Below are 19,319 nucleotides of genomic sequence, written 5' to 3' on the forward strand. Positions count from 1 at the left end.
GTCCCAGTCCTTTTTTGGATCAAGGCAGACTGCTGCAATGTCTATCTATTTTAATAATAGGTGCAGTTCGCAGGCGATACTGCCCAATGGAAGTATACCAAAATCAACGGGCTTGTACCAACACATTAGCCCAATTCGATATCGGCAGAATAGATTTTTTTAATGCCTTCGTTCGTTTCTAAAAGCAGAACGCCTTCATCATCTATACCTAACGCCTTACCGTAAAAGGTTCCGTTTAACGTTCTGGCTCTCATATTAGTGCCAATACCGAGCGCATAGCTTTCCCATAAAAGCTTAATCGGCGTAAATCCGTGCGTCATATAATCCCGGTACCGTTTCTCAAAGCATAGTAAAATATGCTGGATGACGCCGGCCCGATCAATTTTTTCCCCAGCAGCTTGTCTGAGGCTTGTCGCGATGTCCTTCAATTCATCTGGAAAATCATTAGGCTGCTGGTTAACGTTAATGCCGATCCCAATGATCACTGAACGTACGCGGTCTTCTTCAGCCTGCATTTCCGTTAGGATACCGACTGTTTTTTTTCCGTTAATCAAAATATCATTTGGCCATTTAATATCCGTTTGGATGCCTGCTGCCTCTTCTATTCCCTGCACAACAGCTACTGCAGCAAGCAGAGTCAGCTGGGGTGTTTTTTGGAGCGGAATGTCAGGCCGCAAAATCAGGCTCATCCAAACACCGTTTCCTTCTTGAGAATGCCATACCCTAGACATTCGGCCCCTTCCGGCTGTTTGTTTGTCAGCCACCACAAGGGTGCCTTCCGGTGCGTTATTATTCGCGAGCTCATGAGCCGTTTTTTGCGTGCTTGAAAGAACGTCATGGTAAATAAGATGCTGGCCCATCACTTCCGTTTTTAATCCAAAACGAATTTCGCTTTCACTGAGTTTTCCGGGTTTTTTGATGAGCCGATATCCTTTTCTTCTAACGGCTTCTACTTCATAACCCTCTTTCCGAAGCTCTTCAATATGCTTCCACACAGCAGTTCTTGAACAGCCGAGAGCATCACTGATTTTTTGGCCGGAAATAAATTCATTGCCGGCCTGAGAAAATAATTCAATAAGGTCTTTTCTTAATGTTGACCGCATGTCTTCAGCCACTCCTCTATGTGTTTCTTTTGATTGGAGAGCTTCCCTGTCACAACAGCCTGCTCGATCCGCTGTAATTCTTCCGACACCCATTTTCCAGCCGGCCGGTTTCGAAGCGCAAGCAAGTCCTTACCCGTGATATCAAGATCCTTAAGGCTTTTGATCGGCAGGTTTTGATAAGCGTACTGAATGTCCTTCAGTTTCTTTTCATCCAGTTTTTCGTTTTGCCGAAGCTGCGATATTTTGGCCGCAGAGAGCAGTGCTTTTTCCCCAGCTCTGTACATTGTCATTACGTCAAGGCTCTGGCCAAACGTATCAGCAATGTGAATGGCTTCCTTGATCACTTTTCCCGGGAGCTTCCAGGCTTTCAGGAAAAGGGGCGCGTCTTTCAAGACTATGCCAAGGTTAATTAAAAGAGCAGCCCAAAGCTCCTCACGGGATGTTAAAGAGAAGAATGGAAACTCACTCGTTGAAATCAGGTTTTCTCGTTTATGATAAAAACCAGGAAGCTCTTCATACAATCTCGTTTGAATGAGCGTTTGAAGCGCCTGGCGAGAAGCTCTTCCCTGCAGCAATTTCTCGAACTCTATAGTTTTTCGTTCGACTGAAACATGGGAGAGGAGTGATTTTTCTTTCGCAATGGCTTCTTCTGTTTCCGGTGAAAGCGTAAAGCCAAGCTGGCTCATAAAACGTACGGCTCTCAGCATACGAAGCGCATCCTCTTGAAATCTATCCTCAGGCTTTCCAACGGTTCGAATCACTTTCTGATCAATATCTTTCTTGCCGCCAAAATAATCAAGCACCTTCCCGTCCGCTGTCATGGCCATCGCATTGATCGTTAAATCTCTGCGTTTTAGATCCTCTTCTAATGATGAGATAAATTGCACTTCTGACGGTCTTCTGAAATCAACATAATCAGATTCAGTCCGGAATGTCGTGACTTCATAGGTTTCATCCTCCCAGAGCACAATAATGGTCCCGTGCTCTTTGCCTACATCAACAGTCCGCTGAAACAGCCGTTCTACTTGATCAGGTGCCGCATCTGTCGCGATATCGACATCTCCGATCGTTCGTTTCATATAGCTGTCACGAACTGCGCCTCCGACAAAATAAGCCTGATGGCCTGCTTCGATTAAGATGCGGAGCACGGGAAGTGCTTTGATAAAAACTTTTTCCATGTGATCACTCCGGTTCTGCTAAATCGGCATAAATCTGTTCATACTGGCTGACAATTTTTTTAGAAGAAAATTCATTTTCAAGCATCTCTATTGCCGCCTTTGTAAAACGATTGCTTAGCTGTTCATCTTCTAAAATGCTCATCGCGCGGGCTGTTGCGGCCGTAACATCACCGACATCCACCAAAAATCCGCTCACATTGTTTTTTATAACCTCAGGGATACCGCCAATGTTTGTTCCAATACAAGGCACTCCGCAAGCCATCGCTTCAAGCAGGACAAGGCCAAAGCTTTCTTTTTCAGATAGCAGCAGCTTCAAATCGCTAATAGAATAAAGCTCTTCAACACGGTCTTGATTTCCAAGCATTAAGACTTGGTCTTCCAAGCCATATTTTCTGATAAGCTCGCAGGCTGTCGATTTCTCCGGACCGTCTCCGACTAAAAGCAGCTTCGCTTTCGTTTTGCCAGCGATATTGCGGAACACACGGATGACGTCCTGCACGCGTTTAACCTTTCTAAAGTTGGACACATGGATGACGACTTTTTCATCTGGTAAAATTCCATGTTTCTCTTTAATCACCGCTGTGTTTTTCTTCAGATACACGCGCTCGTCTATAAAGTTATAAATCGTTTCAATTTTTTTCTCCGGTTTAATTAAATCGTACGTTTCAGCCGCAAGCGCTGAGGAGACGGCCGTCACCCTGTCTGATGACTCAATAGCAAAACGGATCAGATCTTTTAGAGACGGATCATAACCTAACACCGTGATATCCGTGCCATGCAAAGTTGTAACAATGCCGATATTGCGTTTCAGCATTTGTTTTGCAAGATAGGCGCAAACGGCATGCGGGAGAGCATAGTGAGCATGGATAATGTCTAAATTCTCCCGTTCCGCCACCTCTGCGATTTTGCTTGCCAATGTCAAATCATACGGAGGATACTTAAAAACAGCATATTGATTAACCTCAACTTCATGAAAATGAATATTGGGATGATATGTATTCAGTCTAAACGGAATGCTTGATGTGATGAAATGGATTTCATGTCCCTTTTCAGCAAGCTGCTTCCCCAGTTCTGTCGCAATGATACCTGAGCCTCCAACGCTCGGATAGCATGTGATTCCTATTTTTAGTTTTCTCATTGTTCGCCCCCAAGCACATCATGATCAAGCATCAGCATCCGTTTGGAAAAGAAACCTTCGGCATACTCCACGCCCGCTTCTTTACCGTAAAGCTTTTCTCTCGCTTCAACGATCTCGATATAACCATTCGTCAGAGGAGTAGAAACTGAATCCTTTGACGGGATAAACTGGCTTTTGTAGGCGTTGAGGCTTTGTTTCTTTGCCTCTATTGTATCCGAGATATCAATGACAAAATCCGGCTGATGAAAACCATTTATCATATAATAGTAAACCTTGCTGACTTTATGCGCCGGAAGGCTTTTTTCATCTTTATATTTATGGATTCCGGCGGAAAAGATCGCTTCTTCCACCAGTGCAGCCGCATTGCCGTGATCCGGATGGCGATCCTTTTTATACGGCATAAAAACCGCTTTTGGGCGGCAGGTTCTGATGACAGTGACAATCGACCGAATTGCCTGATCACTCATTATTAGGCCGCGGTCTGGAAGCGTCAGCTGAATTCTTTTATCTGCGCCTAATATGCGGGCTGCTTCAGCTGCTTCTTCTTTACGTAAACTGACCGTACCGTTAGAAGAGAGTTCCGCTTCTGTCAAGTCGCATATCATTACTTTTTTTCCCTGTTTGACAAACTTCGCTATTGTGCCGCCCATTCCGATCTCGACATCATCACTGTGGGCGCCAAAAGCAAGAACGTCAGCATTATACATTCGGCTCTTCTCCCCGAAGAAGGTCACGGAATTCGAAAACACCTTCATCAAGTGTGCGCACAAGAATTTCCGCAGTACCCATATTTGTGGCGAGCGGAATGGAATACACATCACATAACCGGATTAATGCCGAGACATCCGGTTCATGCGGCTGCGCGGTCAGCGGGTCGCGCAAAAAAATGACAAGATCGAGTGCATTGGCAGCGATCAGTGCACCGATTTGCTGGTCTCCCCCTAAAGGGCCGGATTGAAAACGTTCAATTTGAAGACCTGTCGCCTCTTGAATTTTCAACCCTGTGGTTCCGGTTGCGTATAGATCATGATTCTTTAAAATATCCCGATAGGCAGTCGTAAATTGAACCATATCCTGTTTTTTCTTGTCATGCGCGATCAAAGCAATTTTCATTGTTTATCCCCCCGTCTAATCAATGATATTTTCTAAACCGTACACAAGCTGATCAATCTTCATGACTTGTTCGACTGACAGTTTAACGCCTGACATGAAAGAAGCCCGGTTATAAGAATCATGGCGTATCTGAAGCGTTTGGCCATCCATGCCGAACATGACCTCCTGATGCGCGATCAGTCCCGGAAGACGGACGCTGTGCAAGCGAATGCCGTTTTGCTCCGCTCCTCTTGCTCCTGGGAGAATTTCTTTTTCATCCGGATGTCCTTGCTGCTTTTCTTTACGGACTTCTGAAATCATTTCCGCTGTTTTAAGCGCAGTTCCGCTTGGTGCGTCAAGCTTCTGGTCATGATGAAGCTCAATAATCTCAACATCCTCAAAATAGTTGGCAGCCATTTTTGAAAATTTCATCATCAGTATCGCACCGAGCGCAAAATTTGGCGCGATGATGGCTCCGATCCCTTTTTCTTCTGTTAAAGATGTGAGCTCTTTTAAATCAGCTTCTGAGAAACCGGTTGTTCCGACAACTGGACGGACTCCGTGCTCTAATGCAATTTTTGTATGTACTTTTCCGATTTCGGGCGTTGTTAAATCAATCAAGACATCCGGTTGTGTTTCTGTAAAACAGGCATGGATATCTGTATAAATGAAAGCATCTGACTCAACAGGCATCACATCAGATAATTTTTGCTGATCGTATGTATGGTCTATGGCCCCGACAAGGTCAAAATGAGGTGTTCGTTCTGCCAATTTAACAGCTTCCTGCCCCATTCTTCCACGCGGTCCCGCAATGACTACTTTAATTGTTTCGTTTGACATCTCGATCTCCTCTACTTTCCTTCTTCTTTTCTGGTCCAGCGATCTTTATCTCTTGTATTAAATTTATGCATGACTCGGTCGTGGGCTTCCTCTAAAGAGATATCAAGGGAGTTGGCTAAACAAACCAATACAAATAGCACATCGCCCATTTCCTCTTCCATGCTTTTATCATCTTCAGTCGCTTTTTTTGGTTTTTCTCCATAACGGTGATTCACTTCTCTGGCAAGCTCGCCCAGTTCTTCAGTCAGCCTCGCCATCATGGCCAGCGGGCTGAAATATCCTTCTTTAAATTGGCCGATGTAACGGTCTACTTCAGCCTGTATGTCTTTCATTGTTTTATCACTCACTGAACGAAACCTCCTATCATCCTCTTACATGTTAGCTAATTCAGATACGTTTGACAAATGTTTAAGCACGTTTGCTGTTTTCTTTTTCATCCACTATAATATAAACGCTATCTAATGGAAGGAAAAGGGGTTTTGTGTGATGCTTGGAGAAATTAGATTAAAAAACATATTTTTTATTTTAATCGGAGCGGCAATTTTTTCATTTGGCTTGGTTCATTTCAATATGCAGAACAATCTGGCTGAGGGCGGTTTTACAGGTATTACACTTTTGCTTTATGCCCTTTTCCACATCAGCCCCTCTATCTCGAACCTGGTGTTGAACATTCCGATTTTTTTTATTGGCTGGCGTTTGCTCGGCAGGACAATGTTTGTTTATACTCTTGTCGGCACTGTAGCCTTGTCTTTGTTCCTCAGCATCTTTCAGCGATATGAAATCCATATGCCCCTTCAGCACGACTTAGCGCTCGCCGCTTTATTTGCCGGCGTATTCATCGGAGCCGGACTGGGTATTATATTCAAGTTCGGCGGTACGACAGGCGGTGTTGATATCATCGCACGTTTAGTGAATAAGTATTTTGGAATCCCGATGGGCAGAACGATGTTTGCTTTCGATGCCTGCGTCATCATTTTGTCTTTGCTTACTTATCTCTCCTATAAAGAAGCGATGTATACGCTGGTAGCTGTATTTGTAGCGGCAAGATTAATCGATTTTATTCAGGAAGGCGGATACGCTGCTAAAGGCGCTACGATCATCTCTTCGAAAAACGACCTGATTCAGAAAAAGATTCTTGAAGAAATGGAACGGGGCGTCACCATTTTGAAAGGACAAGGTTCCTACACAAAAGAGGATATAGATGTACTTTATTGTGTGGTGCCGAAAAACGAATTGGTGATGCTGAAAAGCGTGATTAACTCCATTGATCCCCATGCCTTTGTAGCGGTAAGCGATGTTCACGATGTGCTCGGAGAAGGATTTACGCTTGATGAAAATAAAAATCCGCTTCCGCGCTGACATGTAATAGAAAAAAGGCGGCTGACCGCCGCCCCTCACCCTTATTTAGGGTAGTCCCTTTTTTTCAGCTTGTTTTTTTCCGCCTTGTACTTTCTGTAACCGACATAGGTAAGAGCAGTAATGATGATACTGCCGGTTGTAATCATCACCCAGAGTAAAGACGGATCGGCATCATCCTCCTCCACCCTGTCAAACACATTTTTCAGGTCATGCTGAAGAAGGGAAAGCCGTTCAAGCTTCGTGCTCTCTGTCATTTGCTGAAATTCCTCTTGCTCAATAACATCTATATGTTTTCCGACTGTTTCAAGCTGATCCTCTGATACATCGATTGTAAGACTGGGGTAAATCAAGTCATATAAACTGATAAATTCATTCCATTTTTCATGAAAGCTTGTGCTTCCATTCTTCTGGACATCTCGCTTCAGCTCAGTAAAAGCTTCCATAATCGGTTTTTCCAGTGAGCCCCAAAGCGGGTCAGACCGATTGTCAACCGCATCCATCAGCATTCTGAACTGCGCGGCTGCTCTGAGTTTTTGTGTGTCTGATGTATCAGCTTGCTTTAAACTCCGAACCATATCATTATAGCCCAATGTGATTTGACGAATTTGGGCTCCCGTTAGCATGGGGTCTTGCTGTTTTTTCTCAGCGGATTTTAATGTTTTTTCAAAATACTCCAAGACTTGAAGCGCCTCTTCATATTTCGCCTGTCGGGTCATTTGAAAGACTGTATCGGATAAATCATTCAATTCCTCGAGGCTTCCCCGCTCTGCAGCCTTGGCATTTCCATTATAAAAAATAAGTGCAATCAACAAACAGATCGTCAGCTTTCGTTTCATGCAGGTCCCTCCCACTCTCTCTCCTTACAGAATATGAAGAAAGGGACAAGGATAGACCAACATTGTCTTTACATCAGCTCAAGCTTCGTTTGTTTTTTTGAGACCACAAGAAAGTAAGCAAGCGCGATTGAAAAGATGCTTAGCCAAAATGTTCCGTATCCTATTTCAGTCATATAATCAGAAAGCATAGAGTATTGCGGCATCATATCAAACAAGTAGTCAATGACATCGTTATGCAGTGTCCAGACTGCAGCAATTGCAAGATGCCAAAATGAAAAACGAAAATACGGACTGTATAATACGCCTTGAACTGCCATTGCAAAATGCGAAGCAATTAGCATGTAGCCCTCCCACGGCAAGTCACCAGTTACTGCAAGCACAAGAAAATTCATAGCCACCGCCCATAGGCCATACTTTACGAGGGTAACTAGCGCAAGAGCCTCAAAGAACGGAGCATTCCGTTTCATGAGAAAGGCAAGCAGCACAAACAGAAAGAAAAACGTTGCTGTCGGACTGTCCGGAACAAAAATCAGGAAACGTGCCGGTGTCTCCAAAAGCTGCGGCAAGTACCAATAGTAGCCGTAAACCGTTCCCAGAAAATTAATGGCTAAGACAAGAATAAGCATCGGCCGCTGCCCTAATACATATTGAAACCATTTCACATCGAATCAACTCTCAGTCTGTAAAAATAATATGTCCAAATAAAAAAGCTGACGCCGGGTCAGCTTTTGATAATAAAAGTATATCCTTCCATTTGACAATTCACAATACGTTATTTTGCGGTTGTTTCAGAAATAAATTTTGCAAGTTCTTCGAGCTGCTTATCATTTCCTTTGAACACACCTGCCGGCATTTTGCCTTTCCCTTCAACAGCGATTTTTTTGATTTCTTCCGGTTTCAGCCCGCTGTCAACCAATGAAGGCCCGGCCGCTCCTCCCTGAAGGTTATCCCCATGGCAAGAAATACAGCCCTGTTCCTTAAAGACCTTATATCCTTCGGCATTGGTGTCAATGTCGGCTTCTTTTGTGATTTTCCCCTGTTCTTCTGCCTTGGCCCAGTCATGAGTAGCAACTGACTGCCACGTCAAAAATACAGCAGCGGAAATGGCCAGAAGCATCATACCGACAGCGACCGGACGCTTCCACGGCCTTCTTTCTGTCCCTCTGTCTAGGAATGGAGCCAAAAGCAGGGCCCCAAAAGCGAGACCTGGCATAATCATGGCGCCGACCACTGTAAAGCTTCCGGCGGCGTATTCATACTTCAACAGCTGGTATAAGAAAAGAAAATACCAATCCGGCAGCGGAATATAACCAGTATCAGTCGGGTCCGCCATCCGCTCCAAAGGCGGCTGATGCACAATCGTCAAAACGAGAAAACCGATGAGAAAGACAGCTCCAACCATCCATTCCTTTAACAAGAAATTTGGCCAGAAAGCCTCTGTTTTACCGGGATACTCCGAATAATCCTTCGGTATATTCGGCTTTTTTTCAGCCGGTATCCTTGAGTCGCCTACAAATTTCATCCCTTTGCCCCGGTGCATGTCATCCCCTCCCTTTTATTCGCAGATCAAGAGTTTAAAGCGGTCCTGAAATCCCCTGCTTCCGGATCATAATAAAATGTGCAGCCATCAGCCCGAACAATGCGGCAGGAAGAAAAAATACATGGATCGCAAAAAACCTAGTCAGCGTTTGGGCGCCTACAATATCCGGATGCCCTGCAAGGAGCGTTTTAACTTGCGTTCCGATCAAAGGCGTGGCTTCGGCGATCTGCAGCCCGACTTTTGTTGCAAACAGAGCCTTCATATCCCAAGGAAGCAAGTAGCCTGTAAAGCCAAGACCGAGCATAACAAAAAAGATCAGCACACCGACAATCCAGTTCAGCTCGCGCGGTTTTTTATACGCGCCTTGGAAAAAGACCCTCAGCGTATGTAAAAACATCATCACAATGACCAGGCTCGCACCCCAGTGGTGCATCCCCCTGACAATCTGGCCGAATGCCACTTCATTTTGCAAATAATATACCGATTCCCAGGCATTTTTGATATCAGGCACATAATACATCGTTAAAAACATTCCAGATAATACTTGGATAACGGTTACAAAAAACGTCAGTCCCCCAAAGCAATACACAAACGCAGAGAAATGATGGGCGGGATTCACATGTTCCGGTACTTCGTGATCGGCAATATCCCTCCACATCGGTGTAATATCAAGCCGCTCGTCTACCCAGTCATAAATTTTGTTCAGCATGTCACCCTTCCCCCTTAGGCTTTGCTTTTCCAAGATACAGGAAGCCGTCTTTTACTTCTTGCTCATAATGATCAAGAGGCGCAAGCGGCGGCGTGCCAGGGACATTGGTGCCGTCCTTTTCATAGAGTCCGTAATGGCATGGACAAAAGAATTTATTCGGGTTTTTAGGATCACTATTCCAGTTCACCGTACACCCTAAATGCTTACAAATTGGCGAAAGTGCTACAATTTCATCCCCGTTTTTGAAGACCCAGGCTGATCTTGACTCTTCTGACTCATACCAGGCATCGACTTGATTAATTTTAAAATCAAAGCGCTGCGGCTCTTTTGTCAACTCATCAACGCTGACAACCTGAACCATATCCTGCTTCCCTGTCGATTTTAATACCGGGTCGAGTGCGAAGCGAACCATAGGCATGAGCATACTAGCCGCCATAAAACCTCCTACGCCTGTGAGCGTGTAATTCAAAAATTGACGTCTGGATATATCATGTTTTCCGCCCATCTCTTCTCCCCCCTCTAGGTCACCCCTGCAAACTGACTAAAATAGAAAATATTGCAATAACTCTAGACACCCTCATAATATATGAATCTCTCAGCAAGGTCAATATATCCAAAATATTGTTCATAAGGAAATGTAAGTGTTTTTATGAAGTGCTCCATAACTGTAACAAAACGTTCAAAATTTCAGCAGTGCGTTCATCCAATATTTTTCTTTTTAAAGAGTCATTTAAATGCTCTAATGGAACAGACGGTGTAACAATCATTTTGCCTAACGCATCCTCAGCTCTCCAACTTTCGTCAGATGTGAGCAGGACAACATGCGGAAATTCTGTTATCAGCTCTTCCCGCAAATCCTTAAGCCCTTGAACGGTTATTTCATTTCTATCAACATATGTATAAGGAGGAAGTAAATATACCCGTCCCTTTAACTGCCTTTCAAGTTCTTCTGAGATAAGCTGCGTAAACTCGCCTTTCTCCGCCGCCATTTTAAAATGGTTATTAACCCTTATGTTAATTAATGGTATGACAGCGGTATCAATGTAATCCTTAGCTTGTAAATAGTCCTTGGCATCAGTGATTCTCCACCTCATCGTTCTCCCCCTTTACGGCAACAAGCCTTGCAATTCTCTGCAAGGCTGGTCATATTATGTGAGCTGATTTAATTGGCGCGATAATTGTTCAAATGCCTCTTTATCATGACGATCTAACGCCTCGTCAATGTCTTTTAATAATTTTTCTCTTTGGAATGTGGAAATAGCGTGCTCTAAAATCTGTTCCGCCAATCCCTGATCTTTTTTATTCTCAAAAAGATCTTTCGGAATATGCGGGTTGGACTCCAGCACCGCCGCATATTCAGGTGAGCTGTAAGCCGAACGGAAATTAAGCTGGATAAACAAATCCTGCTGTTTATTTAATCTAATATCATGAAAAGATTTTTCCGCGTCGGTAGTCATGACATTCTCTTTATAGAACCGGAACGGAACTTCTTCAACACAATGTGTTGACATTATAATGCCTCTCGGGCAAAATTCAGCCTGCTCCACAAAATGAACCTTCTCCATGAGAGAATCATGGCTCATTAAGTAGTTCAAGATCCAAACGCACTCTCGGCGCTTTAACTGATAATGGTTTAAAAACCAACGGATAAAATCTTTTTTCTCATTGACAGAAACAGGGGTCTGCATGTAATTCCCTCCTCTATCGTTCGTATAATCTATATACTTATATGTTCCACATGAATGGTTAATATTCCTGCTTATCTAGAAAATTCATCCTCGATTCGCAAAATCGTTTCTTCCAGCTCTTCATTGGCTCTGTCCATTTCAAGAACCTTTTTCAAAAGCGGCAGCGCTTCTTTTTGAAGGCCTTCTTCTAATAGGAAGCTTGCGTATTCATATAAGAAATCTCTATCCTCCCGGTAATGAAGATAGGCAGCCTCAAAGGATTGTTTTGCTTCCTCGTATTGCTCTAATTCAGTATATGCGCTTGCAAGATACCAATTGTATTTCGGATCTTCTTCACCGTAGCTTCGAACCTCTTGAATAAGATCAATGATCTGATCATAATCCTCTTCTTTGTGATACACGGCAAGAAGTGTATGAAGCGCCTCGACAAAGCCCGGATCAAGCGCAAGCGCCTCCTGAAGCAGCTTTTTTCCCTCTTCTGACTTCCCGATTTTTAAGGCCATTTTGGCGGCATAAAGGAAAAGTTCTTTGTTATATTCATCATATCTGATCCCCTCTTTTGCCGTTTTTAATGCCTCTTCATACATTCCTTCAGCTTCATAGCTTTTCGAGAGCGGCATATAAAGTGAAGTATAAGATGGATCAAGCTCCTTTAAATCAGACAGCTGCTTAATAGCTGTTTTCACAAGCCCCGCCTGTAAGGCTGTAAAACCATAGCCGAAAATCGTATTAGGATCAGGATTCTCATCGACAGCTTTCTCGTACCATGGAATGGCATCCTCAAATTCACCTGAGGCACTTAACGATTCTGCCAGTCTTTGATGGACATTAACGCCTCCGATCTCACTCTGCTCCTCAGCCGTTGTTTTAAAATATTGAACCGCTTTTGCATAGGCTCCCTGAGCAAAGTAAAGTTCTCCCAGTGCAAAATCAATAACAGGTTCATTATTCAGAATGGACTTTGCCTGTAAAAGCTTTTGTTCACTGACTTCGAATAACCCCTGCATCTGATAAAGATCCGCCATAAGCAGCAAACTTTCCGGATATGATGGATCTGTTTCCGGAATAGTCTCCAGCACAGCGAGGGCTTTTTCTTCTTCGTCAATATCTATTAAAAGTTCAGCGTAGAAATTCGTCAGTTCTGTTTCATTTGGATATAAATCATGTAGATCACTAATCAGTGAAATTGCTTTTTCTACATCGCCCCACTCGTAATAAAGCTGGGCTGCAATGGCTTTATCTTCATCATGCAGCTGTTTTTCAGCCTTCGAGAGCGTGTTGAGGCCTTTTTCTGTTTCACCTGCTTCAACTAATTTTATGGCTTCTTGAATCAATGTATTCAAATCGGACCGGTCCTTTCTTTTCCTATACAACATCAACCATACAAAAAAGCTTTATTTGTTCGGGTTAATCTTATCATAATTCAGACGAATGCCCCCGGCAAATAAGATGCTTCTGTACGGAAGGGAATTATTGAGTCTTATTAGTTTACCAAAAGATCTTGAGATAGAAAATGAAAAAAGGAAGATCGCCCTCTGTACAGCTTGTAAGTAAAGCTCATCCCCCCTTTTCGTTTTTCTATCCCCTCTATAAGACAAGCTATGTTTTTTCGCCCCGAATTATGATCTGCATAAAAAATCCTGAAGTAAAACTTCAGGATTTTTTCGAAAGCTTATTTAAATGCTCAAAGAAGGTTGGATAAGAAACGTGAATGGCGTCCGTGTGCTCGATTTCAATCGGCTCCTCCGTTATACAGGAAGCAATACCAAGCATCATTCCGATTCGATGATCTCCGTGGCTGGACACTGCAGCGCCGCCTTTCAACGTTTGTTTGCCATAAACCTTCATTCCATCTGCTGTCGGTTCAATTTCAGCACCCAGCTTGCGAAGCTCAGAAACAACAGTATCAATGCGGTTTGTTTCTTTCACTTTTAGCTCTGCCGCGTCCTTGATAACGGTGGTTCCTTCCGCCTGAGTCGCAAGAAGCGCGATGATAGGGATCTCATCAATTAAACGCGGAATAATATCTCCTCCGATTTCAACTGCCTTTAGAGATGACGTTTCTATAATCAAATCTCCATAAGGCTCTGCACCGCTATCAGCAGATGGTTTGATTTCAAGTTTTGCCCCCATGTTTTGAAGGACGTCAATAATACCTGTCCGAGTCGGATTTAAACCTACGTTTTTCAATACAATTCTGCTGTTTGGAACCATCGCGCCAGCAGCAAGGAAAAACGCGGCTGAAGAAATGTCTCCAGGAACAAAAATATCAGCAGCTGTCAGTTTCTGGCCACCAGCAATGGAAACACTCGTTTGATCTTCAGAAAGCTTAACGCCAAAAGCAGAAAGCATCCGCTCAGTGTGGTCCCGAGATTTATGGGGCTCTGTTACAGTTGTTGTGCCCTCAGCCTGTAATCCGGCCAGCAAAACAGCAGATTTAATTTGCGCGCTTGCAACAGGTGATACATAATCAATTCCTTTTAATGAAGCGCCGCTCACTGACAGCGGTGTAAACTCTCCGCCGGCTCTGCCGTCGATTTTAGCCCCCATTTTTTTCAAAGGCTCAGTCACACGCTTCATTGGGCGTTTCGCAATGCTCTCATCTCCGGCTACCGCGCTGTAAAAAGGACGGCCCGCCAATATTCCGAGCATCAGGCGAATCGTTGTACCTGAATTTCCGACATCTAAAAGGCTTTCTGGCTCTTTCAGGGCATCGATTCCTTTTCCGTGAATCACGACATCGCTGCTGCTTTGCTCAATGTGAACACCCATTTTTCTAAAGCAATCGATCGTGCTCAGACAATCTGCTCCCGGCAGAAAGTTTTTAACTGTTGTTGTGCCTGCCGCTAGCGCGCCAAACATAACAGAGCGGTGAGAAATGGATTTATCACCGGGAATATGTATTTCTCCATGTAAGGTCTGCACCTTATCTCGTTTCATTTTTTCCACCTCAATCAGCATAAAAAGTTTCATATTCCGCCCGGGCTTCAATGCATTGTTCTGCCCTTTTGCGGTCGTCATCAGACTGAAAACTGATCCTTAAAATCCCGTTAATATCCTCTCGTGTTTCGATAATGCGGATATTCGTGATACTGATGCGCTCCGCAGCTAAGATCGCTGTTATCACGGATATTACACCCGGATGATCGGGTACATCCACATATAAATCATAAAATGCAGGTATCGCTCCCTTCTGCCGAAGCGGCAGCCCGTCGCGATAATCCTTGGCTGTTTTAAAATAACGAAATAGATTTTCCGCATCTTCTTGTTCTACATATGTACGGATCTTGTCAATTTCACGAATCCACTCATCAAAACGGTCTAAGATTTTATCTTTATTATGTAATAAAATATCCCGCCACATTGCCGGGCTGCTTGATGCAATCCTTGTAATATCTCTGAACCCGCCGGCAGCAAAACGCTTAACAAGCGGATACAGGTTTTCCGAATGATGGGTTTGGTGAACAAGGCTAGCTGCTACAATATGCGGAAAATGACTGATTACGCTTGTAACGCCATCATGCTCCTCTGGCGACATTTCCACAAAATGGGCATTCGTCCCCTTCAGCAGGTTTTTTAACTGTTCCACAGCTTGTTTGTCCGTTTTCTGGCCTGGCGTTAAAATATAAAATGCATTTTCAAACAGGAACTCCTTCGCAGCGGCCACTCCTGATTTATGTGAACCCGCCATCGGATGCCCTCCGACAAATTGATAGCGGCTAGGCAGCACTTGATCAGCGTAATCAACCACTTTTTGCTTTGTGCTTCCTACATCCGTAATCAAAAGCTCATGTTCAATTCCTGAATGAGCCAGCTCTTCAAGCATAACCAGTGTTTGTTCAACAGGTGTCGCAATGATTACTGTAGCTGCCTCTTTCACACCGCTAATAAACGAATCAGCACGATCGTCTATCACGCCTAATTTTAATGCCGCTACCGCCTGTTCATCAGAGATGTCGATTCCGATAATCCGTTTGCCGGGATGATTTTTTTTGATGGCTAGGGCAATCGAACCGCCTATCAATCCGAGACCGGCGAGCAATATTGTATCTTTCATTTGATTCATACGTCATCACCTGGTTTATAGACTAAAGAGGTGATATTTGATCACCTCTTATAAAATTTCAGCTAAAATGGCAAGTATTTCTTCATTTTGCTCTTTTGTTCCGATCGTAATCCGGAGTGATGTCGGGAAACCTAATGCGTTTCCTGACCGGACGATATAGCCTTTTTCCAGCAGAGCCTGAAACAGTTCATCAGCAGGACGTTTAAAGTCAATTAACACAAAATTTGTCTGTGAAGGGTAGCACTTTAAACCATGAGTTTTCGCAAAATCATAATACTGCTGAAGGCCTGCATTATTTTGCTCGACACAGGAAGCAATAAACGCTTGATCATCAAGTGCTGCAATCGCCGCAGCCTGGCCCAGACGGCTCGTATTAAACGGCTCTCTCGCCGGCTCAATCTGGCGAATCAGGTTCTCGTCAGCAATTCCGTATCCGACTCTGAGCGCTGCCAGACCGTATGCCTTTGAAAATGTGCGCAAAATCATCAAATTGGAATACTTGCTTAAGAACGGCACGGTTTCCGGGTAATCCTCTGCTGTTACATATTCATAATATGCTTCGTCAAGAACAACAAGGACACGTGAAGGAACGCGCTCCAGAAATGCGAGTAATTCTCCTTCAGATGTATAAGTGCCAGTCGGATTATTCGGGCTGCATATCCAAACGACTTGTGTCTGTTCGTCGATGGCTTCTAACATGGCGTCTAAATCATGTGAGCCGTCGGGACGAAGTGCAATTTCACGCACTTCAGCACCTTCAATAACCGCATTATGTTTATATTGCGGAAAAGTCGGGGCAGCAGTGATCGTATTGGTTTTATTGTTTAGAAATGCCCGGCAGATGATCTGAATGATTTCATCAGAACCGTTGCCGAAAATAAGTGATGTTTCGCTGACATTGAGGTGCTTACTGAGCCTTGTCCGCAAAGCGGCGCTATACCCGTCCGGGTAAAGGGCAAGCTGTTGAATCTCATGATGAAGCGCCTCTTTTGCAGCCTCTGAACAGCCGTAAGGATTCTCGTTTGAAGCAAGCTTCACCACTTTATCCAAGCCATATTCTGATTTCACTGCTTCAATCGGCTTTCCAGGCTGATAAGGCTTCAGCTGTTTTAAATGTTCTTTGATACGCAAATCAGTCACCTCATTTTAAACTGTACAAGCCGCTAAACGCCATTGCATAATCTTCAAACTCCTGCAGCGCCTGATTTCTCGTTTCAGCGCTGATGAGCCGGTCCTTTAATTCTTCTATTTTTCTGACGAGCGCACTTCCCACTACGACACCGTCACTAATTTCATTCATCTTTATGACCTGTTCACGGTTTGATATACCGAACCCTACAGCAACCGGAACAGTGCTGAGATTCTTCACAGTCCGAATGAACGGGTACACGGATGAATTGAACTCATTGCGGACACCGGTCACACCCAGAGAAGATACACAGTAGACGAACCCCTCGGCTTGTTCAATAATGGTTTTCAAACGGCTTTCGCTTGTCGGCGCAACCAAAGAAATATACGTCACCTCATGGCTTTTACATTCCTCTTGAAGGCTGTTGCTTTCTTCTAATGGCAGATCCGGAACAAGCAGACCGTCAATATGATTTTCCCGCAGTAAAGCGAAAAAGTATTCTTTGTTCAATTGTAACACAGGATTATAATACGTAAAGAGGATAATCGGAATATTCACTCCGTTTTTTTTCATTTCTCCGCCTAATTCGATTGCCTTTACGATATTCATCCCTTGATCAAGTGCCCGCTTTGAAGCCCGCTGGATCACCGGACCGTCTGCAAGCGGGTCAGAGTATGCAACACCAAGCTCCAATGCTGTGGCGCCTGCTTTTTGGAGTGACTTCGCCAGTTCAATCGAAACCTCAGGAACTGGATCGCCCGCCGTAATAAACGGGATAAACAATTTTTCTGATGGTTGAAGATTCAATTTAAACATGGGCTTTCACCTCTTTTTCCAATACATTCATTAATGTGTTGACATCCTTGTCTCCCCGTCCTGATAAACAGACGAGAATGAGTTGACCGCGATCCATTCCTTTGGCGAGTTTGAATGCTTTCGCTAACGCATGGGCAGATTCGATTGCCGGCAAAATCCCCTCTTTTTCTGACAAAAGCTTTAATGCATCCACCGCTTCTTCATCAGTGATACTGTCATAAGTGACACGGCCGCTCTTATGCAAGTATGCGTGCTCCGGACCGATTCCAGGATAGTCGAGACCGGCTGAAATAGAGTAGGGCTCAATAATTTGCCCGAACTCATCCTGAATGAGATAAGTCAATGAACCGTGAATAACCCCTACGGTTCCTTTCGAAATAGTGGCGGCATGAAGAGGCGTATCAATTCCTTTTCCTGCTGCTTCAGCGCCGATCAGTTCAACATCTTCATTTAAAAATGCCTGAAACATCCCCATCGCATTGCTTCCTCCGCCTACACATGCCACTACTTTATCAGGCAGAGTGCCTTCAATGCGTTTCAACTGATCCTTCGCTTCCTCTCCGATCATTTTTTGAAATTCACGGACCACTTGCGGATAAGGATGCGGGCCGACAACTGATCCAATCATATAAAAGTGATCCTCACAATGCTGAACCCAGTACCGGATCGCCTCATTTGTGGCATCCTTCAATGTTCCGTTTCCGCTTGTTACAGGCACTACCTCCGCTCCAAGAAGCTTCATGCGGAAAACGTTCAGAGACTGGCGGGCAACATCCTCTTCACCCATAAACACAGTACAGGAAAAGCCGAATTTGGCTGCAACTGTTGCAGCGGCAACGCCATGCTGGCCGGCACCGGTTTCAGCAATGATTTTCGTTTTGCCCATTTTTTTAGCAAGCAGCGCTTGACCTAGCGCATTATTGATTTTATGAGAACCTGTATGGTTTAAATCTTCTCGTTTCAAATAGATTTTCGCGCCGCCTAAGTATTCAGTGACTCGATCAGCGTATGTTAAGGCAGTCGGCCGTCCGGAATAGTCCTTTAACAGCTTATAATACTCTTCACGAAAAGCGGGATCATCCTTGATTTGTTTAAACGCTGTTTCTATTTCATCTAACGGCTGCATGAGTGTTTCCGGAACAAACTTTCCGCCAAAATCACCGTATCTGCCTATTTCATTCGGATATGGATACATATCGGTTCATCCTTTCTTCTAAAAGCCTCATCAGATTCTGATCTTTTTGTCCGTTTTTTTCAATTCCGCTGGCAAGGTCAATTCCTTCTGGCTGCCATTTCAATAGGCCTGTGATGCTATCCGGATTCACGCCGCCAGCGATAAAGCAGCGTTTACCAATAGCCGCCTGCTGATATTCCGGCACACATTCCCAAGAAAATGCAACACCAGTTCCGCCTCTAGACCCTTTTACAGATGAATCAATCACAAAGCCGTCAACATTATCTTTAAAGCGGGCTATTTCTTGAGTTGTGTTATCTTGATGGTGAAGCGCCTTCCATATTTCACAGCCTGTCAGCTTGCGAAGAGCATCAGCATCCGCCGGTTTTTCATCACCGTGAAGCTGAATGACGTCGAGCTTCAAGCTCTTGGCAATACGTGACATCGTCTCTATTGATTCATTAACAAAAACACCTGCAACCTGTTTTTCGACACGAGCTTGGTTCAGCCATTTTTTCACATCTTGCGGAGATACTTTTCGTTTGCTTTCAGCAAAAATAAATCCTAGGTAATCAGCCTGTGATTCCGCCGCAAGCTGCAAATCCTTTAGTGACCGAATACCGCAATATTTTAATGCCGGTTTCTTCACAA

At 44.2% G+C, this 19,319-nt stretch carries 22 protein-coding genes; 1 reads left to right on the plus strand and 21 read right to left on the minus strand.

Annotated elements, in window-relative coordinates:
• Positions 1-125: 125 nt before the first annotated feature.
• From NSQ09_RS17120 to NSQ09_RS17150, 7 genes are read right to left on the minus strand one after another with little or no spacing between them, the layout of a single operon-like run.
• Positions 126-1,103, minus strand: coding sequence for a biotin--[acetyl-CoA-carboxylase] ligase (locus tag NSQ09_RS17120; RefSeq protein ID WP_341032157.1), 978 nt, complete (start codon positions 1,101-1,103; stop codon positions 126-128).
• Positions 1,088-2,281, minus strand: coding sequence for a CCA tRNA nucleotidyltransferase (locus NSQ09_RS17125; RefSeq protein WP_131227536.1), 1,194 nt, complete (start codon positions 2,279-2,281; stop codon positions 1,088-1,090). The genes NSQ09_RS17120 and NSQ09_RS17125 overlap by 16 nt, the downstream gene beginning before the upstream one ends.
• 4 nt (positions 2,282-2,285) lie before the next feature.
• Positions 2,286-3,419, minus strand: a complete 1,134-nt coding sequence (gene bshA, locus NSQ09_RS17130) for an N-acetyl-alpha-D-glucosaminyl L-malate synthase BshA (RefSeq protein WP_014480111.1) — start codon at positions 3,417-3,419, stop codon at positions 2,286-2,288.
• A complete protein-coding gene (gene bshB1, locus NSQ09_RS17135) occupies positions 3,416-4,126 on the minus strand; it encodes a bacillithiol biosynthesis deacetylase BshB1 (RefSeq protein ID WP_014480112.1) in 711 nt (236 codons plus the stop codon). Before bshB1 ends, bshA begins: the two co-directional genes overlap by 4 nt.
• Positions 4,119-4,532, minus strand: coding sequence for a methylglyoxal synthase (gene mgsA, locus NSQ09_RS17140; RefSeq protein ID WP_014477171.1), 414 nt, complete (start codon positions 4,530-4,532; stop codon positions 4,119-4,121). The genes bshB1 and mgsA overlap by 8 nt, the downstream gene beginning before the upstream one ends.
• Positions 4,533-4,547: 15 nt before the next feature.
• Positions 4,548-5,351, minus strand: coding sequence for a 4-hydroxy-tetrahydrodipicolinate reductase (dapB, locus tag NSQ09_RS17145; protein ID WP_003230638.1), 804 nt, complete (start codon positions 5,349-5,351; stop codon positions 4,548-4,550).
• An 11-nt stretch (positions 5,352-5,362) separates the two neighbouring features.
• Positions 5,363-5,698: a nucleotide pyrophosphohydrolase gene (locus tag NSQ09_RS17150; RefSeq protein WP_004398044.1), complete on the minus strand. Its 336-nt coding sequence runs from the start codon at positions 5,696-5,698 to the stop codon at positions 5,363-5,365.
• 139 nt (positions 5,699-5,837) lie between these two features.
• Here NSQ09_RS17150 and NSQ09_RS17155 point away from each other — a divergent pair, with 139 nt between their 5' ends.
• Positions 5,838-6,710 carry a YitT family protein gene (locus tag NSQ09_RS17155; RefSeq protein ID WP_003230635.1) on the plus strand — a complete coding sequence of 291 codons (873 nt, stop codon included), beginning with the start codon at positions 5,838-5,840 and terminating at the stop codon, positions 6,708-6,710.
• A gap of 41 nt (positions 6,711-6,751) precedes the next feature.
• Here NSQ09_RS17155 and ypjB read toward each other — a convergent pair whose 3' ends face one another.
• From ypjB to NSQ09_RS17225, 14 genes are all read right to left on the minus strand, one after another.
• Positions 6,752-7,546, minus strand: a complete 795-nt coding sequence (ypjB, locus tag NSQ09_RS17160) for a sporulation protein YpjB (protein WP_015251822.1) — start codon at positions 7,544-7,546, stop codon at positions 6,752-6,754.
• Positions 7,547-7,614: 68 nt separating this feature from the next.
• Entirely contained in the window at positions 7,615-8,208 is a 594-nt protein-coding gene (locus NSQ09_RS17165; protein WP_003230630.1) for a DUF1405 domain-containing protein, read from the minus strand.
• A 110-nt stretch (positions 8,209-8,318) separates the two neighbouring features.
• The gene (locus NSQ09_RS17170) at positions 8,319-9,086 is read right to left on the minus strand and encodes a menaquinol-cytochrome c reductase cytochrome b/c subunit (protein WP_004398051.1); all 768 of its coding nucleotides are present in this window, start codon (positions 9,084-9,086) and stop codon (positions 8,319-8,321) included.
• A gap of 34 nt (positions 9,087-9,120) precedes the next feature.
• Positions 9,121-9,795 carry a menaquinol-cytochrome c reductase cytochrome b subunit gene (gene qcrB / locus NSQ09_RS17175; protein ID WP_003225560.1) on the minus strand — a complete coding sequence of 225 codons (675 nt, stop codon included), beginning with the start codon at positions 9,793-9,795 and terminating at the stop codon, positions 9,121-9,123.
• 1 nt (position 9,796) lies between these two features.
• Positions 9,797-10,300, minus strand: a complete 504-nt coding sequence (locus NSQ09_RS17180) for a ubiquinol-cytochrome c reductase iron-sulfur subunit (RefSeq protein ID WP_003230627.1) — start codon at positions 10,298-10,300, stop codon at positions 9,797-9,799.
• A gap of 142 nt (positions 10,301-10,442) precedes the next feature.
• Positions 10,443-10,889: a YpiF family protein gene (locus NSQ09_RS17185; protein ID WP_341032164.1), complete on the minus strand. Its 447-nt coding sequence runs from the start codon at positions 10,887-10,889 to the stop codon at positions 10,443-10,445.
• A gap of 54 nt (positions 10,890-10,943) precedes the next feature.
• The gene (locus tag NSQ09_RS17190; RefSeq protein WP_014477176.1) at positions 10,944-11,483 is read right to left on the minus strand and encodes a ReoY family proteolytic degradation factor; all 540 of its coding nucleotides are present in this window, start codon (positions 11,481-11,483) and stop codon (positions 10,944-10,946) included.
• A gap of 71 nt (positions 11,484-11,554) precedes the next feature.
• On the minus strand, positions 11,555-12,826 hold the full coding sequence (locus tag NSQ09_RS17195; RefSeq protein WP_341032169.1) for a tetratricopeptide repeat protein: 1,272 nt from the start codon (positions 12,824-12,826) through the stop codon (positions 11,555-11,557).
• 310 nt (positions 12,827-13,136) lie between these two features.
• The gene (aroA, locus tag NSQ09_RS17200) at positions 13,137-14,423 is read right to left on the minus strand and encodes a 3-phosphoshikimate 1-carboxyvinyltransferase (RefSeq protein WP_003246068.1); all 1,287 of its coding nucleotides are present in this window, start codon (positions 14,421-14,423) and stop codon (positions 13,137-13,139) included.
• Positions 14,424-14,433: 10 nt separating this feature from the next.
• The gene (locus tag NSQ09_RS17205) at positions 14,434-15,549 is read right to left on the minus strand and encodes a prephenate dehydrogenase (RefSeq protein WP_341032173.1); all 1,116 of its coding nucleotides are present in this window, start codon (positions 15,547-15,549) and stop codon (positions 14,434-14,436) included.
• A 48-nt stretch (positions 15,550-15,597) separates the two neighbouring features.
• Complete coding sequence (gene hisC / locus NSQ09_RS17210) at positions 15,598-16,680, minus strand: histidinol-phosphate transaminase (protein ID WP_041336360.1); 1,083 nt, start codon at positions 16,678-16,680, stop codon at positions 15,598-15,600.
• A 10-nt stretch (positions 16,681-16,690) separates the two neighbouring features.
• A complete protein-coding gene (trpA, locus tag NSQ09_RS17215; protein ID WP_124058510.1) occupies positions 16,691-17,494 on the minus strand; it encodes a tryptophan synthase subunit alpha in 804 nt (267 codons plus the stop codon).
• Positions 17,487-18,689, minus strand: a complete 1,203-nt coding sequence (gene trpB, locus NSQ09_RS17220) for a tryptophan synthase subunit beta (RefSeq protein WP_128737986.1) — start codon at positions 18,687-18,689, stop codon at positions 17,487-17,489. Before trpB ends, trpA begins: the two co-directional genes overlap by 8 nt.
• Positions 18,670-19,317, minus strand: coding sequence for a phosphoribosylanthranilate isomerase (locus NSQ09_RS17225; protein ID WP_017696539.1), 648 nt, complete (start codon positions 19,315-19,317; stop codon positions 18,670-18,672). Before NSQ09_RS17225 ends, trpB begins: the two co-directional genes overlap by 20 nt.
• Positions 19,318-19,319: the final 2 nt, after the last annotated feature.

Origin of the sequence: Bacillus sp. FSL W8-1202 (assembly GCF_038006165.1) — a bacterium.
Classification (GTDB): domain Bacteria; phylum Bacillota; class Bacilli; order Bacillales; family Bacillaceae; genus Bacillus; species Bacillus subtilis.

Excerpts from the sequence above, each read along its gene's own strand:
- ypjB (WP_015251822.1), bottom strand. The coding sequence starts at position 7,546 with ATGAAACGAAAGCTGACGATCTGTTTGTTGATTGCACTTATTTTTTAT.
- NSQ09_RS17125 (WP_131227536.1), bottom strand. The coding sequence starts at position 2,281 with ATGGAAAAAGTTTTTATCAAAGCACTTCCCGTGCTCCGCATCTTAATC.
- NSQ09_RS17120 (WP_341032157.1), bottom strand. The coding sequence starts at position 1,103 with ATGCGGTCAACATTAAGAAAAGACCTTATTGAATTATTTTCTCAGGCC.
- NSQ09_RS17155 (WP_003230635.1), top strand. The coding sequence starts at position 5,838 with ATGCTTGGAGAAATTAGATTAAAAAACATATTTTTTATTTTAATCGGA.
- NSQ09_RS17205 (WP_341032173.1), bottom strand. The coding sequence starts at position 15,549 with ATGAATCAAATGAAAGATACAATATTGCTCGCCGGTCTCGGATTGATA.
- NSQ09_RS17190 (WP_014477176.1), bottom strand. The coding sequence starts at position 11,483 with ATGCAGACCCCTGTTTCTGTCAATGAGAAAAAAGATTTTATCCGTTGG.
- NSQ09_RS17180 (WP_003230627.1), bottom strand. The coding sequence starts at position 10,300 with ATGGGCGGAAAACATGATATATCCAGACGTCAATTTTTGAATTACACG.
- dapB (WP_003230638.1), bottom strand. The coding sequence starts at position 5,351 with ATGTCAAACGAAACAATTAAAGTAGTCATTGCGGGACCGCGTGGAAGA.
- aroA (WP_003246068.1), bottom strand. The coding sequence starts at position 14,423 with ATGAAACGAGATAAGGTGCAGACCTTACATGGAGAAATACATATTCCC.
- trpA (WP_124058510.1), bottom strand. The coding sequence starts at position 17,494 with ATGTTTAAATTGAATCTTCAACCATCAGAAAAATTGTTTATCCCGTTT.
- mgsA (WP_014477171.1), bottom strand. The coding sequence starts at position 4,532 with ATGAAAATTGCTTTGATCGCGCATGACAAGAAAAAACAGGATATGGTT.
- qcrB (WP_003225560.1), bottom strand. The coding sequence starts at position 9,795 with ATGCTGAACAAAATTTATGACTGGGTAGACGAGCGGCTTGATATTACA.
- NSQ09_RS17170 (WP_004398051.1), bottom strand. The coding sequence starts at position 9,086 with ATGCACCGGGGCAAAGGGATGAAATTTGTAGGCGACTCAAGGATACCG.
- trpB (WP_128737986.1), bottom strand. The coding sequence starts at position 18,689 with ATGTATCCATATCCGAATGAAATAGGCAGATACGGTGATTTTGGCGGA.
- NSQ09_RS17185 (WP_341032164.1), bottom strand. The coding sequence starts at position 10,889 with ATGAGGTGGAGAATCACTGATGCCAAGGACTATTTACAAGCTAAGGAT.
- bshA (WP_014480111.1), bottom strand. The coding sequence starts at position 3,419 with ATGAGAAAACTAAAAATAGGAATCACATGCTATCCGAGCGTTGGAGGC.
- bshB1 (WP_014480112.1), bottom strand. The coding sequence starts at position 4,126 with ATGTATAATGCTGACGTTCTTGCTTTTGGCGCCCACAGTGATGATGTC.